This window comes from Vibrio sp. B183 (assembly GCF_000740665.1).
GTDB classification, from domain to species: domain Bacteria; phylum Pseudomonadota; class Gammaproteobacteria; order Enterobacterales; family Vibrionaceae; genus Vibrio; species Vibrio coralliilyticus.
In genome coordinates, this window is record NZ_JPQB01000005.1 from 210,079 (window position 1) to 226,657 (window position 16,579).

Here is a 16,579-nt window from a genome sequence, read left to right on the forward strand (position 1 = left end):
CAAGCAAACTGCGCCGGACTCGCTTTTTGACGATCCGGCGAGGTTTAAGATGATTCATCAACTTTCCCTCGTTTCACGTCAGATGATAGAGCGCCATCCCTGTAGAACAATCCGCTCTCCAAAATCACACAAAGAACACCTCCCACGCCATACGCAAACAAGTCCTTCCAGTCAAAAGTCGCTCCCAGAACAACGTAAAGCGGAGAAGTAGGGTCAACCCCCAACCATTGTGCCAACTGAGAGTACTGACTAAGCTCAACCAAAGTTGCAATCCCGACCACCAGCATTGCTAAAACCTTAGGATCAATTCGAATCACTAACGCTATGGTGTAGTAGAGCCACACCACAACCAGGACATCTCCAAACGTCGGCCTGATGAAACTGTCCCGAACATAACCAGCAATAAAAATCAGCACGACAAACATCATCAAACTCACCAGAGCGTGATATTTCGAAAAACGGACATTAATGCGGGAAGAAGAGCCGCAATTACGGCTCTGACTAATTTCATGCGACTTCGTGTTACGCATCTGTACTACCCGTTTGTTCGTCGCTCGCTCTCTCTACGGCTTTTTTACTGCGTTCATACCAATCTACGTTTCTGGTTATCACCATCACGAAACTGAGAATCACGAAGCACAATAACGTCCCCATCAGGAGTGCGTAGCTTTCAGCCTGAAGTAGCCCGAAGAGTAGTCCGTATAGACACAATAAACTCACACCAAATACTGTACCGTGCTTGGTATTGTCCAACATACCGCCTACATAGACACTCAGTAGGCAGGTAGAAGCCAACACAGAGATAACATAAGCCCAATTAAAACCGGTATGTTCACTGAGTGAAATCAGCAATAGATAGAACAGCGCCAGAGCGAGACCCACAAAACCGTATTGAACGGGGTGAACGGGGCGAGCCTGAAATAACTCGAGCAAAAAGAAGCTGGCGAACACGAGCGTAATAACTAAAAGCGAGTAGTTAATAGCACGATGCGATTTGAGATAATGATCAACCGGATCAATCAGGTCAACACCCATTTGACGCTGTTCCAACTCATAACAGGACGACTCATCTTCCATGCAGTTTTTAAACAGCTGCGTGATATTGGATGAAAAGTTATTACTCGCCCATTGAGCGTTGAACCCAGATTCAGACACGGTTGATTCTATCGGCAGGTAATCACCGATGAAGCTCGGATGCGGCCACTCTGAAGACAATTCCACGGTTGTGGTTTTCCCGATAGGTGTTACCTGAAGCTTTCCCATCCCCTGCAATAAGAAGTTAAGATCAAAATCGAGGGGCTTAGAAAGGTCTAAATGCGCTACATTTAGCTGAGTATGAAACCCTTGAGCCAGTTGCTTGATACTGGTTCCCGGCACAACGTCAAACGCCTCGCCTCCCAGCTTCATTTGATCCAATTTCACTAGTCCACGGCTGTCTTTTACGCCAACCACCATTTTAATTTGTTCGATCTTATATCGCTCAAACTCGTGCAATGCTGACAGATCAAAGGATCCTTTGAGCGCACTTTGCGCTTTGTACAAGCGAGCTTTGTAGATACCACGATATTTCTCGAAACTTTCCAGATGAGCAGACATATCAAAAGTGTTTGGCAAAATGTAAGCTTGACGCTCAACGTTGTAAGTTCTGTCTTCACGACGAACAGTTTCCGTGAAATCAATCGCGATAAACGGGCCAATAATGCGCTGTTCACCACTGCTGCTGCGTGCAATCTCATCTCTAACTTCTTGTTGGCGATATGAACGCTCAGAAACAAGGCCACTGACCATAGATACTGGAATTTGTAGCAAGACAAACAAAAACAGCACAAAGCCAAACTTCATGCCGAGTTGATTATTGAGGATTTTCTTCATTTTTCTTCTCCTTAACTGATGTTTTAACTGTAAAACAGCAAGTTGGAGAAAAGATGGAGCGTTTATGGAGTTTTTATGGAGAAGGAAAGCTCAAGGTGACTTTGACGCCTTGTTCTACGTTCTCGATAAGCAATGAGCCTTTGTGTAGCTTGACGACCTGCTCCACAAAATTTAGCCCTAGCCCAGTGCTTTTCACGCCATTTTGACGTGCAAGCGAGTAAAACCGTTCTGTGAGTCGAGGCATTGCGTAATCGGGAATCGGTGGGCCTGCGTTAAATATCGACAAAGCGACTTGTTCACCTGACTGTGAGTACTGCCAAAGAATCAAACCGTTGCACTCAACAAAATCAAGCGCATTGTCCATGAGATTAAACAGCGCCTGTTGGAACATAAAGCTATCACCGACAGGCTCAAAGTCAGAGCTAATTGACGCTTCACATGCCACTCCTTTGGCATTGAGCCGCGCATCTGAAGCCGATACGATCTCGTCGAGCATAACCTTGATGTTGATTGATTCCTGCTTATCTAAATGTGGTTGCTTCTCCAGTCGGGCTAGCTCCAATAGCTTGTCGATCAAAGACTGCATCCGATCGCTTTCACGCTCTATGTTAGTCGCAAATCGTGCCACTTTTTCGCCAGATAAAGGCATCTGCAATATTTCGCTGGCTCCCTTAATGGCAGAAAGCGGGCTCTTGAGTTCATGGGTTAAGGTTTGCACATACTCTTCGACATACTGCTTGCCATCGAGTTGATTACGCATGTTTTCTAGCGCATCACTCAAGGTGCCGTATTCATAAAACACGCGAAATGTTGGCTTAGTGACCTTCTCACCCTGACCCATTTTCACTGCGTAGTTTTCCAACTTATTCAGTGCTGAGTGAATGCGCCAAGCAAATAAAGCACCGGCCAGTAGCACTAGGCCACTCATCCAAATCATCCAGAACAAAACGTTTCGCTTTGAGAGGTCAATAAATGGCTGAACCGATCGGTTGAACTTTGCCACTGTCACGCTGCCAATGATTTCGCCTTTGTGATAGATGGGAGCCGCGACATGCATCACCGTTGATAGAGGATCATCTGGGTCTTCAGCAGTGCTTCGCGCACCATATTGGCCGCGCAGCGTCAGATAAACATCATTCCATCTCGAATAATCTTCTCCGACATCTTGTTGCCATGAGTCTGCAATCACAATCCCATCTTTGTCTGTGATGTAAATACGATGATTGATCGCCTTTTTGCCGATTTCCCAGATACGTGCTTCTGGTTCTCTTAAGCCATACGCAGTAAGCAGTTTAGAGAATCGACTTTCTGAAATCTGACCATTCGCCACGTCTTCTTCTGCAAGCACAGCCAAGAGATTGGCCATGTCCACTAGCGTTTCTTCAGTCGTTTGACGAACCGTCGGTTTAAGCTCCTGAATCACAGTGGTACTCACGGTGTAGGCCGTCATACCGACAAGAACGAAATACAGAAAAAACAGTCTTAATCCGAGTGGGATTTTAGGCCATTGCATCGTTACTCACCCGCTTTATCGAAGTAGTAACCGAAGCCACGCTTGGTGCATATACGATCAGCCATCGAGAAAGGCTTCAGCTTGCTGCGTATCGCTTTAATGTGGGAGTCGATATTACGCTCGTAAGATGCATGCGGTGTCATGTCAGCGGCGAGCATCAACTGCTCACGACTCAAAACACAGCTGGATACGGCAATGAGTTTGCTTAGGATCTTAAATTCGACAGCGGTCAAACCCAGTGGCTGGCCATCAACGCTGTAATCAAAGTTATCTGCCTTTAGGCCACCATCAATCTCTTGTTCATTCGGAGATTGGGTTGTCGTCGGGCGTGATTTGATGCGCAGTTTGATTCGCGCCAACATTTCCCTTGGACTAAAAGGCTTAGTGACATAGTCATCGGCGCCAATTTCCAAGCCCACAACGCGATCGATTTCGTCATTTCTCGCCGTCAGGAAAATGATGGGTACATCAGAAAACTCACGAATGGTTTTGCAGAGTTCGAATCCATTGCCATCGGGTAAGCCGACATCAAGTACCAGCAGCGCGGGCTCACTCTGTTTAATGAACGTCAGCCCTTCACCTGCCGTTGAAAACCACGCCGGCTGATAGCCATCCATTTCGAGAACATGAATTAAATTGTCTGCAATGGCAGGTTCATCCTCAATAATGACGATCGTTGTTTTGTCGTTCAATGTTTCAACTCCGCGCAGCTACGTTTCCGTACTATGACTGATACATGATTACAGACAATCATTATTGTGAATAGTTTAAAAACCAAAGAAGCGCATAGGCCAGGTCACCTTGCCCATTTCGATCAAATCATAAATGGTGAAAAATACGGCACAAATAACCGCCAGTTTGAAAAGGCGATAAACAATGAACATAGGTACTTCCTTAAACATGAGAATAGCCGCTAGAACGGCTCATAAGACAACTAGATACAAGAACCACGTTATACCTTTTACTCATTAAGATTTCGAGCACCAAACACCACAAACTTTCCTACTCCCAGCGGGATTCAGCACACCTTAACCTTGATATGCATCCCATTTAATAAAGTCACATAGCAAAAAGACGTTCGGTTCCAGCCATTTTAACCCGTTTTTAACCCTCTCTTTCCTAACATCCGGCCAATACTGCACACATGGAAGCGAACAATGAGAAAACATGCTTGTCTACTGGCCCTAACTTTGGGGCTGGCATCCCATGCGATGGCCATTCCAATCCCTGATGATCTGGATACTGAACTTCGTAAACTGATTGAGCAACACAGCCTCACAGGCGAGCCAAACAAAGGCTTTGAAATACCCTGTGTAGATTCAAAAGAAGTGAAATTAGGAAAACTCTTATTTTTCTCCAAAGCACTAAGTGGTAACAAAGACGTTGCTTGCGCAAGTTGTCATCACCCTTACCTTGGTGGGGGCGATGGATTATCACTCGCAGTAGGAACACTGGCTGAAAATGAAGATGTGCTCGGCCCTGGTCGGAAAACAACCACCGGTGAATTCTACGTAGCACGCAACACGCCAACGATCTTCAACGCTGGTTTATACAAACGCAGTTTGTTCCGTGATGCTCGTGTCGAGTTTGTTGACTGGCTTGATCCATCAAAAGGGATCAGTACTCCCGATGTTGCATTTGGTGAAGCTGACCCAAATTCTGGAGATACCCTTTTATCCGCTCAAGCTCGCTTTCCACCGGTTACTGCATCTGAAATGCGCGGTTTTGATTTCATGCAAGATGCATCTAATGAGGCAGTGAGAGCGCATCTAGCGGCAAGAATTGGCGATTATGGCGACGCCAAAGGCGAATTATTTAGAAACCAGTGGCTGGAGAAATTCGCTTCTGTTTACGGAGACGATAAGTCACCTCAGGAGCTTGTAACCTTTGCCAACATTACTCGAGCACTCTCTGCGTACCAAGAGTCGATGAACTTTACCGACAATGCTTGGAACCAGTACGTGAAAGGTGACTCGTCTGCACTTACGACATCACAGAAGCGTGGAGCCTACCTGTATTTGTACATGCCACCTCCCCCATCTGATGGAGGGAATGAGCCCGACTTTTTGCCTACACAGTGCATTGGCTGCCACAACACAGACACTTTCAGTCAAACCAAAGACTCAAACTATCACCGCCTAGCCTTCCCGCAAATCGGCCCCGGAACCGGAGAGCCAGGTATGGAAACAAATGACTTAGGTCGAGCCCATCGAAACGAAAGTGAAGCCGATATCTACAGCTTTCGCTCAGGCACCCTGTTAAACATTGAAGTCACTGGTCCATTTGGGCACGCAGGGAACTACGACACCCTAGAACAAGTCATTGATCATTATGACGATTATCACCAAATACTTGACCAATATATTGACGAGCTAGGCTGGTGCGAACAACCTCAGTTTAAAGACATCGAACATTGCAACAACTTGTTTCCTGACGCTAGAGAGAACACGGATAAAGCCGCGAAGATCATTGACGATGAGATAGCAGATGGCGCACCCGTCTTGCAAAAGCTAAACCTGTCAGATCAATCGAAGACCGATCTGGTTAATTTTATGAAAGCACTTACCGATCCCTGTGTGAAAAGCGCGGAGTGCTTGCAAGCTTGGATACCTCAACCAGAAGAATCCGATCCTGATGGACTTCAACTGGCAGCGATTAACTATCAAGGGGTTCCTCTTTACCTGCCATCCAAGTGTTCCGAAGGTGAAACCCTTCAGTCTGGTGGGAAGCTGACAAGAGATCAAGGTGAATGCATTGCTGGCTCAATGGAACACTTTTACTTTGATATTCAACAAGATAACACTACTGTCTATCTGAGCAGCCGAGATGGTCAAGGCGATCTCAAGCTCTATTACCACCCTACAAGTTGGGCCTCCAAACAGAATGCGTTAGCGGAGTCGATTGGTGAAGGTACAGAACAAGTTCTTATCATCACACTTAATCAGGGCCGTCACTACGTCAGCGCCATCTCACAGCAGGGGTATCAAGGGGTTTCTATCGCTTTGGGTACACGCCGCGCCGATAAAGAGCCAGGTGAACATCCAAAAGCAATCTCAGATGAATGTGTGACCTCTTCTCCTGTTTCACTTGGAGAATTACAAAGCGGTACTCCAGTCTGCACTGCACAAGGTGACAATTACTATTTCATCAAGGTTACAGAGCCCAATAGCACTCTGGAAGTCAGAACAAGACACGGTTCAGGTAATACCGACTTATATGTCGGTCCTTATTGGCCAAGTACAAGCCAATTCGAGTTTTCATCTCGCAGCGCAGACAATAACGAATACCTGAGAATAGATTCACCCATACCCGGCTGGTACTTCATTCTTGCGGCTGGAGATGGACTCAATCAGGGCACATCGCTGCAACTTGATATATCCACACAACAATAAAGCATTGCTTTGTAGGCAGTAACGTTAATTACAGCCAAGCCATTTAATGGCTTGGCTTTCACTCATTCTACTAATCTCAATTTGGAAACTTATGATCAACACAATACTAGTTGAAGATGATTCACGCTTGGCGGGTAATATCATTGATTTTCTAGAGCTCGAAAACATCACATGCGATTACGCCAATAATGGCGAAACAGCACTCAACCTGATCGAAAAAAATCAGTATCAGGTCATCATCCTAGACGTCAATCTTCCTCGACTCGATGGCTTTAGCGTATGTGAACGACTTCGCACTCAAGGAGTAGCAGTTCCGATCATTATGTTGACCGCCCGAAGCCAACTCGAAGACAAACTGACAGGTTTCAAGGTGGGTACTGATGATTACCTCGCCAAGCCCTTTGCTATGGCAGAATTGGTCGCCAGAACCAAAGCACTAGCCACCAGAAAAAGTGGTCAACTGATCCGATTCAAAGCGGGCAATATCGTATTCTGCACCCAAGAAAATCAAGCGTATATCGACAACCAACCAATCAAGCTTCTTCCCACCAGCCTAATTATCCTAGAACACTTGATTCGTGCTTATCCGCACTCAATCACACGTCAATCTCTTAACCTAGCAATCTGGGAAGACCGAGCACCTAACAGTAACTCTCTCAAAGTCCACATCCACTATCTGCGCAAAGCATTATCTCAACACAGTAGCAGCGTCTGCGTTGTATCAGTAAACAAACAAGGATTTAAGTTGCAGGATACAGATAGTGAGAGTCAATGAGATTTAAAATATCGAGCTTAAAGCACTCTATGATCGCCATGCTATTTGCCACTGCGCTCATTCTCGTGACACTAATGTCTACGCTATGGTTGCTGCACTTTTTTAATAGTCACGACAACATGATAAAAGGCGCTCTGCTTGAGGTTGCCCACAAAAGTGAGTCGGAAAGCGTTGAGCAAAGCCCGCGTTTCATAAAAACCTCAAAGTGGCATCAGTTACCCATAGAAATTCGCCGCCACTTCGATCGTGACCTGCTCTCCCCAAACCAGATCCACCATAAATCAGATCGAGCTAGTCCGTTATCAAGACCAACCGAATCCGTGTATGTGATGTTGATTACGAAACCTGATGGTAAAGTGCATTACGTGGCTCATCATTTCAAAGAACCACCAAATGCTCCTCCGCAAAATTGGTTTGAGACACCCGAAATTCAGGCCATTCTTTTCGGTGCTTTCGCATTAAGTTTCTTTCTAATGATGCTGTTCATGTTTATGTACTCAGCCACTAAACCCATTCAACACCTTTATCAGTGGGCTAGACAACTGGATTCCGCCAACATAAGTAGTGCACCACCAAACTTCCAATATGAAGAGTTAAATACACTTGCTCAGATTATTCTTGATAGCTTGCGTAAAACCGAAGCCTCGCTCAAACGTGAGCAGGAGTTTTTGCGTTACGCCAGCCATGAGTTGCGCACACCGATTGCGGTTATTCGAAGCAGTGTAGAATTGATGGATAAAGTCGAAAAACAGTGGGAAGAAAAGAGCCACAATGCGAAGCAACGTATAAAGGACGCGAGCCTCTGCATGGCTGAACTCTGCGACACGTTACTTTGGCTCAACAAAGCGGAGCATTCTCAGCTAACCACTCAATTTGTTGCCCTCTCGTCAGTACTGCATTCTGAAATAGAAAACCTAAGTTATTTAACCCAAGCCAAAAACATTGAAATTCAAATCCATACCGATAGCTATAAAGCTAACCTTCCTTACGCAGCCATTCAGATGATAGCTGCCAATCTATTGCGTAATGCCGTACAGCACACCCATGAAGGTGTAATTACGATTATCCAGCAACAAGGAAGCATTCAGATCATCAACAAAGAGTACTCTGATTATTACGAGCACTATCCGGACAAGTCAGGTTTTGGCCTTGGTTTAATGCTTGTTAAGCGCTTATGTAGACAACTCAGGTGGGGCTTCAGATTTGAAAAGACACACGGCCAATGCCGTGCATCTCTATCGATTGGGGAACCAAACCTTATGTTGACTAAAGGTTTGGATGACGTTCTTTGCGAGCAAAGCGCACTTTAAACCAAGTTTTAGGTGCTTTCGTCAACAAAATGCCACACAGCAAGGGCAGCATCAGAGCCAGTGATTGGTGAGACAACATCTCACCATTGATATATGCAGAAATAAACAGTGCAACTACAGGAAATATCAGAAAGCAGATTGACGCCTGAAATGGTGTAGATACCTGGCCAAGCTTAAAGTAAGCGACAATCCCGCCAACGCTAGCTATCAAACCTAAATAAACAACTGCAGAGATCGAATCCCAAGTAAAGGATTGCACATCAACATGCTCACCCATAGAAGACACGGCGAACAATAAGACGGAAGCCACCAAACACGGCAATGCATTGTAGGTGAGTACTTGGATGTCCTTACAATGTTTTTGAACAAGCACGTACATAACCGCATGAATCGCAACAGCCAATCCTAGAGATGCCGTACCAATCAGGTAGTCGGAGCCACCCATCTGCATTTCATTACCCAGTATTAAACACAAGCTGATCACCGCCGCGATAAGCCCAAACACCTGATGCTTTGCAAGTCGCAGCCCAAGGAACAAACCAGACATCAACATCACAGCAACGGGCATGTTAGCAAAGATGATGGAAGCCAAACCGGAGGAGATATATTGCTCACCATAGATCATCAAAGTGAAAGGAATCGCAAAGTACATCAGCGCTACAATGATCACCCACTGCCCCTTCCCTTTCGGAAACAGTAATGGTTGACCAAACACTTTAGCCAGTACAGCTAAAAGTGGAGCAGCAAATAGAAAGCGTAACGCGGTAGCAAAAATCGGCGGAATAGAGTGCAACGCCACTTCCATAGCGAACCAAGTGGTTCCCCATATCAAGCAAACAGAAACAAAAAGTAGAAAAGTTAGAGACTTCGAATTCATGGTGACTACTACTCATTTAATAATTGTTGTAAATCATCAGCTTGTAGAGCATTAATGATGTAGCACAGTATACGGAGTTCACCAGAGAAATTTTTTGCCTTTAAATCTAGAAATAGTCTTAAATAGAGAAATTAATTTCTTATAATCGAATAATTTAGAAATAAATACTACATAATGACACCACAGTAATATCATTATTTTTAACAGGGATATTAATTATTACCATCGCTTTAGATGTCGACCAAAAGACATAAATCAATCCAATACAAGCTTCAAAGTAATGTGTGAAAAACAATGTATCGCGCTTTTGTGCGTGCTATAGCCAGACACACAATAGTGCATGTGGTTGAATATGTTCTTAAGCTTCAACAATCATTAATAAACTTATGGCTAAAAGAAATGACAGCATTCTGATTCACTTGTGTAGTGCACCTTGGTGGGTCAGCGTCACAATGTCTCTTATCACCTATTTTGGACTTGCCAGCGTCTTACCAAGAATCTTTGCATCCACAGATAACTTTATTCTGAATGCAATTGGACCCAACTTGCCAAATCTAGCGCCTTTGTTTGGCTTTTTGTTTCTGATACCCGCTCCAATCTCATTGATTGCTCAACGTAACAGAAAGCAGAGGTACAGCCGAACCACTGCACAACTTAAATCTCAACGATCCACTGCTGCATTAAATGACTTGAGCTGGATTGAGTTCGAGAGTTACATAGGAGAGTTTTTTAAACACCAGGGTTATCACGTAAAACAAGCACTCTCTTCGGCACCCGACGATGGAGTCGATATATGGCTTACCAAAAATGGAGACGTGAGCTTAGTACAGTGTAAACATTGGAAAAGTAGAAAGGTTGGCGTTCAGGTACTGAGAGAAATGTACGGTGTTATGCTGGCTAATCAGGGCAAACAGATGATCATCGTAACCTCCGGCCACTTCACTTCTGAAGCAATCCGATTTGCCGCAGACAAACGCTTTTGGTTAATATGCGGCGATGAACTAGTGAACATGGTAGAAGATGGACGCTACTTCATTGACCGGTCGTCATCCGAACCATCAAAACACGACGAAAATAGCGTCCTGTGTCCTAAATGCCAGTCAGAATTAGTACTCCGGACTGCAAGGAAAGGCAAGAATTCAGGCAAACAATTTTATGGCTGCTCCTCTTTTCCTAAATGTCGATTTACTTTAAACACCTAACCGATTAAAAACGTGGCTGATAGCATTAAGAGTAGCGCTAGGCATTAACTCCTTTCATACCCTCAGAAGTATAACGATCACCCACAGGTTTAAAATTGTTGATGGCTCGTTCCAGCATTTTATGGTCCTGAGCCGTTAACTCAATATTCACCGCTCCAAGGTTATCCTCCAAGTATTTAAGTCGCTTCGTACCCGGAATCGGTACTATGTTTTTACCTTGGGCAAGCAACCAAGCTAAAGCTATTTGGGCTGAAGTACATTCTTTCTCAACTGCCAACTGTTTTACCGCGTCGGATAGCGGTTGATTAGCCTTTAAATTTTCAGACGTGAAGCGTGGAAGTGCTTTGCGAGCATCGCTCTGGGCGAAGTCCTTTTCTGACTGAATATTCCCAGTCAGAAATCCGCGTCCTAACGGCGAATATGGCACGAATCCAATACCGAGTTCACGACAAGTGGGCAAAATTTCAGCTTCCACATCTCGAGTCCAAAGTGAATATTCCGTCTGAACCGCCGTTACTGGATGTATTGCATGTGCTCGCCTCAGCGTGTTTGCGCTCACTTCAGAGAGCCCAATATGTGCGATTTTCCCAGCAGAAACTAGATCACTAAGCGTCTCCATTGTAGTTTCAATAGATGCATTAGGATCTAAGCGGTGAATGTAATAGAGATCAATACACTCAACGCCGAGCCGACGCAGTGAGCCTTCACAGGCCTTTCTTATGTAATCCGGGCTGTTATCAATACGTCGTTTGTATTCTCCCGGCTCACGTACAATGCCACACTTGGTTGCCACTTTTACGTTACTGCGACGAGTCCTTAAGAATCGACCAATCAGTTCCTCGTTATGATGGTCACCATAAGTATCTGCTGTGTCCAAAAGCGTACACCCTAGATCAACAGCTTTATTCAATACCTCTATTGATTCTTGATCATTTCTGGGCCCATAGAATTCACTCATTCCCATGCAACCTAGGCCGATCGCAGATACTTCTAAGCCATTTCCCAAGATACGTTTTTCCATCATCTAAATTTCCTTGGTTTGTTGTGTTGTTCACAGTATGCTCTCCTAAAAAGGAGGTTCATATGGCCAAAAAACACAATCAGTTTTCCGAATTCGGAAATAACAAACACAGTAGACTCAACTGGGATGATGCACGAGTCTTCTTGGCCATAGCGAGAGCAGGAACACTAAGTGGCGCATCCAAAACACTAAGAATTGGCATTGCGACAGCGACTCGTCGGCTCGAACGCTTAGAAAATGCGCTTGAACTGCGGTTGTTCGTGCGTGACCAACTAGGATACAAACTTACCGATGAAGGGCTGTCACTAATTCCTCAAGCAGAAGCTCTGGAACAAGCCGGATATGCGTTTGGCTCTGCGGCACAAGGTACGGATGATGGGGTTTCAGGCCACGTTCGTTTAGCAACCGCACAAGGACTGGCTGATCATTTGATCATTCCGGCCTTACCAAATCTACTCAGCAAGCATGATGGGCTCAATGTAGAAGTGGAAACCAGTGTTTCAACCGTCAACTTGCATCGAAGAGATGCTGATATGGCTATACGTATGATTAGGCCAGAGAGAGGAAATGTAACTATCCGTCGTTTAGGAGATTTAGGTTTTGGGCTTTACGGCTCTGAAAGTTATTTAAACAGAAGACCTCGTTCAAAGCAGACAAATCCCTATGTTAATGATGACTTCATTGGCTGGACGGAAACTCAGCAACACCTTCCTGCTGCACAATGGATTCAAAAAACACTACGTGGCAGAACTTGCAAGCTTGCTACGTCCAGTTTGTCCGCGCAGTTCAGTGCCGTTCATGCTGGCCTTGGGCTCTCAATTCTTCCTCACTTCATCGCTAAACAACAAGGTCTCATCTGCATTGAAAATGAGGTGGGTTGTAATCAACCTATCTGGCTCGCGATTCACTCAGATTTAGCACACTCAAGACGGATAAGAGTGGTCGCTGATTTCTTGAGCGAGCTAATTTATGAAAATCAGGAATCATTGGAGTTTGGAAAGTGAAAATAGGTTACCGAAAAGCCAATGAGTACCTGTTGTAACTAGCAAGCCCATCGAATACAAAAAAGCCGCTTAATGCGGCTTTTATTGAATACTTAGTTTCTAGTGCACTGGCTTATCGGTTTTCGAGTAAAACTTGCCGAAGTACTGTTCCAGGATTTCTGGCGTTAGCTCGCCGGCTTCTTCAAGTTTTTTCAGCTCTGCCGCGATAGCTTTTTGCTCTTCAAGTGATGGAAGCGCTACCTCAGGCTCGTCACTCATCTCCTGAGACATTTGCTCTAGCTCTTTTTCAAAATCACTCATGATATTACTTACCTAATAATATAAAAACTGGGGCTAAGTTTACCCACTTAGCCCCAGTTATTCTAGTTCACGGATGGTTTTATAGCTTAAAGCTACCTACCATACGATCAAGACGTTCTGACAACTCTTTCAGATCAGAGCTAGCAGCTGCCAGTTCTTCCGCCGTACTAGTTGTTACTTCGTTGATGGCGTTAATCTCTTCGATGTTTTGGTTGATAGTATGCACAACCGTTGATTGCTCTTCCGTGGCCGTTGCCACCTGAGTGTTGCGATCAGAAATATCATGGATTCGCTCAGAAATATTCACCAGCACTTCTACTGCTTCATCCGATGACGACACACCTTCATGCGTGACAGATTTGCCTGCTTCCATGGCCGTTACCGCATCTTTGGCGTCGCTTTGAAGTTGGTTGATCATCTTCTGGATCTCTTCTGTCGAATCTGCGGTTCGGCTTGCTAGATTTCGCACTTCATCCGCAACCACAGCGAAACCACGCCCTTGCTCACCCGCTCGCGCTGCTTCGATTGCTGCGTTCAATGCCAGCAAGTTGGTTTGCTCGGAGATATCACGGATTACGTCAAGAATCGAGCCGATTTCTTGTGTTGTCGATGCCAGTTGCTCAACCACTTGACCAGTATTCTCTATGTCCATAGCCAAACGACTGATCGCGTCTTTGGCCTTGTTAACAACATTCTGACCGACCTGAGTATTATCTGACGCTTGATTCGCGGTTTCTGCAGCGGTTGCCGCATTCGATGCAATCTCACTAATCGTTGCGCCCATTTCATTAATCGCCGTAACTACCTGAATGGTTTGGTCGCGCTGAATCTGGCTGTTATCGTGAGTCGTGTTGGCTTTATGGGAAACACTTTCAGAGGCGGTTTGTAGCGCACCGCTGGTTGATGCGACTTCTTTCATCGACTCATGTATTTTCTCGATAAAGCCGTTAAACCCTTCAGATAACTGACCAATTTCATCGCTGCTCTGAACTTCAATACGCTGTGAAAGGTCACCGTCCCCACGACCAAGATCGGTAAAGCGCGCTGCAATAGACTTGATTGGGCGTGTAATGCTGTTCGCTAAGAATAAACCCATGAAGATGAACAGAGCAGCAACCACTATCGTAGTAACAGTCATCTGTTTGGCAACATAGTTAAGGTCAGCGAACACTTCATTTACCGGTGCTACACCGATAACAAACCAGTCCATTGAAGGAATATATAGGCTCGAAACGAAAACTTGCTCGCCTTCGTAGCTCGCTTCAATCAGGTTGAAGCCAGATTTATTCAAAAGCATAGAAGCTTCGCTTCCATACAATTGAGATAAGGTCGAACTGGCTTTGTCCTTCTGGCGATGAATTTGTACCTGTCCTTGTGCATCCGTCAGGAATACAAAACCCGTGTCTTCGATTTGGAAGCCGTTGAGCAATCTAACCATATCGTCCATTGATTTAGACAAGCCGGACATGCTGAATCCGTTTACAAACTGGAAGTTAGCGAACATTTTCACTTCACCAGTCGATTCCTGAAACATGCTCACCATGGTAGGTTGCCCAGACTGCGTGAAACCAAAGAACCATCCGTCTTGCTGTTGGTTCAACTGACGTAAGAAGCCATTCTGGTTCCAGTAGTAGGCTGTTTCACGGTTCGCAACAGAGGCATCATTCAAATTGTATTGATTGCGAACGTTATTGAGCTCTTTAACCAGCATCGCTTCCACTTGAGGGTCGATGTTGGTCGTACTGACCGCTTGTTTGATAAATTCATTGTTTGCTATCTGCTCGGCGGCGCGCAGTAGCTGAGTCACATCGTAATCGATTTGTCCTTTAATCTGGTCCAGCATAGATGGTAGTTCGATATCTACTAATCTATGTTCGAGGACCTCACGTGCCTGACGCTGTGCCATCACTCCGACAATAATTGTTGAAGCAAGAACAGCAAAAGTAATACCCGCAACAACCTTTTGCTTAATACTGATCGCGTTTAGTTTCATCATTCGAGTTGCCTTATAGCGCTTTATGATTGTATGAAAGTTGAAATCACAGTTAATTTTTAGCTTAGGAGGAGAGCAAGCCAAATTAAATTGTGACGCACTTTTTTTATATCGGACAAAAAATACATTCCTTTACTGAATAAGTCATCAATTTCGCACTAATTTGCAAACCAATTTTTCGATATTGAACACTTGCATGAAGGGTTAAAATCCCCATATTGTAAGCAACTGAAATAATAGAACTTATGTTGCACTGCTAAGTTGGATAGTTATTAACCATCCAATACGCAACATTAGTCAATGGATGAACTTTTTCACTTCAAAATCCACTAAGTGAAAAAGCGAGGAGACAGACATCGATGAACTCTCAGTCATTTCATACCCTACAACAATACTTGGAAGGCCAAGTTATTGGTCAGACTGAACTTGTTAAACAACTTTTAGTCGCTCTATTAGCCGATGGCCACATTCTGGTTGAAGGCCCTCCTGGATTAGCGAAAACACGCGCTGTTAAGTCATTGGCTGACTGCATTGAAGGCGACTTTCACCGGATCCAATTTACTCCAGATCTACTTCCTGCCGATTTAACTGGCACTGATATTTTCCGTCCGGAAACGGGCGAATTTACATTCCAAGCAGGGCCAATTTTTAACTCTCTGATTTTGGCTGACGAAATCAACCGCGCACCAGCGAAAGTTCAAGCTGCCATGCTCGAAGCCATGGCAGAAAAACAAATCACCGCTGGTCGTCAAACATACCCACTGCCAGAGCTGTTTCTGGTAATGGCGACGCAAAACCCAATTGAGCAAGAAGGCACTTACCCTCTTCCCGAAGCGCAATTGGATCGCTTTTTACTGCATCTCAATGTGGATTATCCGAATGCAGAAAGTGAACTGGAAATACTGCGCCTGAATCGCGGTGAAGCAAAAGGCGAGGAAAAAGTCGCTCCGCCTGTCCTCTCTCAACAAGATATCTTCTCTGCTCGTCAGGAAGTATTGAACATCCACATGGCGGAAGGGGTTGAGAACTATATTATTCGCCTTGTTATGGCGACACGCCAACCAACGCAATATGACGAAACACTGAGTAACTGGATAGAAATGGGAGTCAGTCCTCGCGCAACCATCGCGTTAGATCGCTGTGCTCGTGCTCACGCTTGGCTCTCTGGTCGTGACTATGTATCACCAGAGGATGTGCAGGCAATGGCTTTTCCTGTTCTCAGACACCGTATTCTGCTCAGCTATCAGGCTCAAGCCGAAGGCATTAGTGCCAATCAGGTGGTTAACCGCCTTCTGTCTCTGGTGGGCAGCGCATAAGGGT

General features: G+C 45.1%; 14 protein-coding genes. 6 read left to right on the forward strand and 8 right to left on the reverse strand.

All coding sequences use genetic code 11. From position 1 onward, the window contains the following. Window positions 1-44: 44 nt before the first annotated feature. The 4 genes from IX95_RS06625 to IX95_RS06640 form a co-directional block, all read right to left on the reverse strand. Complete coding sequence (locus tag IX95_RS06625) at window positions 45-530, reverse strand: ribosomal maturation YjgA family protein (protein ID WP_235202592.1); 486 nt, start codon at window positions 528-530, stop codon at window positions 45-47. After that, window positions 523-1,872, reverse strand: coding sequence for a cell envelope integrity protein CreD (gene creD / locus IX95_RS06630; RefSeq protein WP_038158071.1), 1,350 nt, complete (start codon window positions 1,870-1,872; stop codon window positions 523-525). The genes IX95_RS06625 and creD overlap by 8 nt, the downstream gene beginning before the upstream one ends. 73 nt (window positions 1,873-1,945) lie before the next feature. Beyond that, complete coding sequence (gene creC / locus IX95_RS06635; RefSeq protein ID WP_038158072.1) at window positions 1,946-3,385, reverse strand: two-component system sensor histidine kinase CreC; 1,440 nt, start codon at window positions 3,383-3,385, stop codon at window positions 1,946-1,948. Between the two features lie 2 nt (window positions 3,386-3,387). Then, window positions 3,388-4,077: a response regulator gene (locus tag IX95_RS06640; RefSeq protein ID WP_019274380.1), complete on the reverse strand. Its 690-nt coding sequence runs from the start codon at window positions 4,075-4,077 to the stop codon at window positions 3,388-3,390. Between the two features lie 465 nt (window positions 4,078-4,542). On the opposite strand from IX95_RS06640, the gene IX95_RS06650 reads away from it, so the two are divergent. The 3 genes from IX95_RS06650 to IX95_RS06660 all read left to right on the forward strand — a co-directional run bounded on the left by IX95_RS06650 (window position 4,543) and on the right by IX95_RS06660 (window position 8,862). Beyond that, window positions 4,543-6,777 (forward strand): cytochrome c peroxidase, encoded by a 2,235-nt coding sequence (locus IX95_RS06650; RefSeq protein ID WP_038158078.1) that lies wholly within the window; start codon window positions 4,543-4,545, stop codon window positions 6,775-6,777. Between the two features lie 91 nt (window positions 6,778-6,868). Then, on the forward strand, window positions 6,869-7,552 hold the full coding sequence (locus IX95_RS06655; protein ID WP_038158079.1) for a response regulator transcription factor: 684 nt from the start codon (window positions 6,869-6,871) through the stop codon (window positions 7,550-7,552). Next, the gene (locus IX95_RS06660) at window positions 7,549-8,862 is read left to right on the forward strand and encodes a sensor histidine kinase (RefSeq protein WP_038158080.1); all 1,314 of its coding nucleotides are present in this window, start codon (window positions 7,549-7,551) and stop codon (window positions 8,860-8,862) included. The genes IX95_RS06655 and IX95_RS06660 overlap by 4 nt, the downstream gene beginning before the upstream one ends. Here IX95_RS06660 and IX95_RS06665 read toward each other — a convergent pair. After that, the gene (locus tag IX95_RS06665; protein ID WP_038158083.1) at window positions 8,819-9,739 is read right to left on the reverse strand and encodes a DMT family transporter; all 921 of its coding nucleotides are present in this window, start codon (window positions 9,737-9,739) and stop codon (window positions 8,819-8,821) included. The two genes, IX95_RS06660 and IX95_RS06665, sit on opposite strands and share 44 nt — an antisense overlap. Before the next feature lie 386 nt (window positions 9,740-10,125). On the opposite strand from IX95_RS06665, the gene IX95_RS06670 reads away from it, so the two are divergent. Next, a complete protein-coding gene (locus IX95_RS06670) occupies window positions 10,126-10,941 on the forward strand; it encodes a restriction endonuclease (RefSeq protein ID WP_029236081.1) in 816 nt (271 codons plus the stop codon). A 37-nt stretch (window positions 10,942-10,978) separates the two neighbouring features. Here the strand turns inward: IX95_RS06670 and IX95_RS06675 are convergent, their stop codons facing one another. Continuing rightward, entirely contained in the window at window positions 10,979-11,965 is a 987-nt protein-coding gene (locus IX95_RS06675; protein WP_038158085.1) for an aldo/keto reductase, read from the reverse strand. A 59-nt stretch (window positions 11,966-12,024) separates the two neighbouring features. On the opposite strand from IX95_RS06675, the gene IX95_RS06680 reads away from it, so the two are divergent. Beyond that, window positions 12,025-12,966 carry a LysR family transcriptional regulator gene (locus IX95_RS06680; protein ID WP_038158086.1) on the forward strand — a complete coding sequence of 314 codons (942 nt, stop codon included), beginning with the start codon at window positions 12,025-12,027 and terminating at the stop codon, window positions 12,964-12,966. Window positions 12,967-13,065: 99 nt separating this feature from the next. On the opposite strand, the gene IX95_RS06685 is transcribed toward IX95_RS06680, so the two are convergent. Both IX95_RS06685 and IX95_RS06690 read right to left on the reverse strand, forming a co-directional pair. Next, on the reverse strand, window positions 13,066-13,266 hold the full coding sequence (locus tag IX95_RS06685; protein WP_006960686.1) for a chromosome segregation ATPase: 201 nt from the start codon (window positions 13,264-13,266) through the stop codon (window positions 13,066-13,068). A gap of 79 nt (window positions 13,267-13,345) precedes the next feature. After that, window positions 13,346-15,262, reverse strand: coding sequence for a methyl-accepting chemotaxis protein (locus IX95_RS06690; RefSeq protein WP_038158087.1), 1,917 nt, complete (start codon window positions 15,260-15,262; stop codon window positions 13,346-13,348). A gap of 356 nt (window positions 15,263-15,618) precedes the next feature. On the opposite strand from IX95_RS06690, the gene IX95_RS06695 reads away from it, so the two are divergent. Continuing rightward, window positions 15,619-16,575 (forward strand): AAA family ATPase, encoded by a 957-nt coding sequence (locus IX95_RS06695; RefSeq protein ID WP_021458217.1) that lies wholly within the window; start codon window positions 15,619-15,621, stop codon window positions 16,573-16,575. Window positions 16,576-16,579 lie beyond the last annotated feature (4 nt).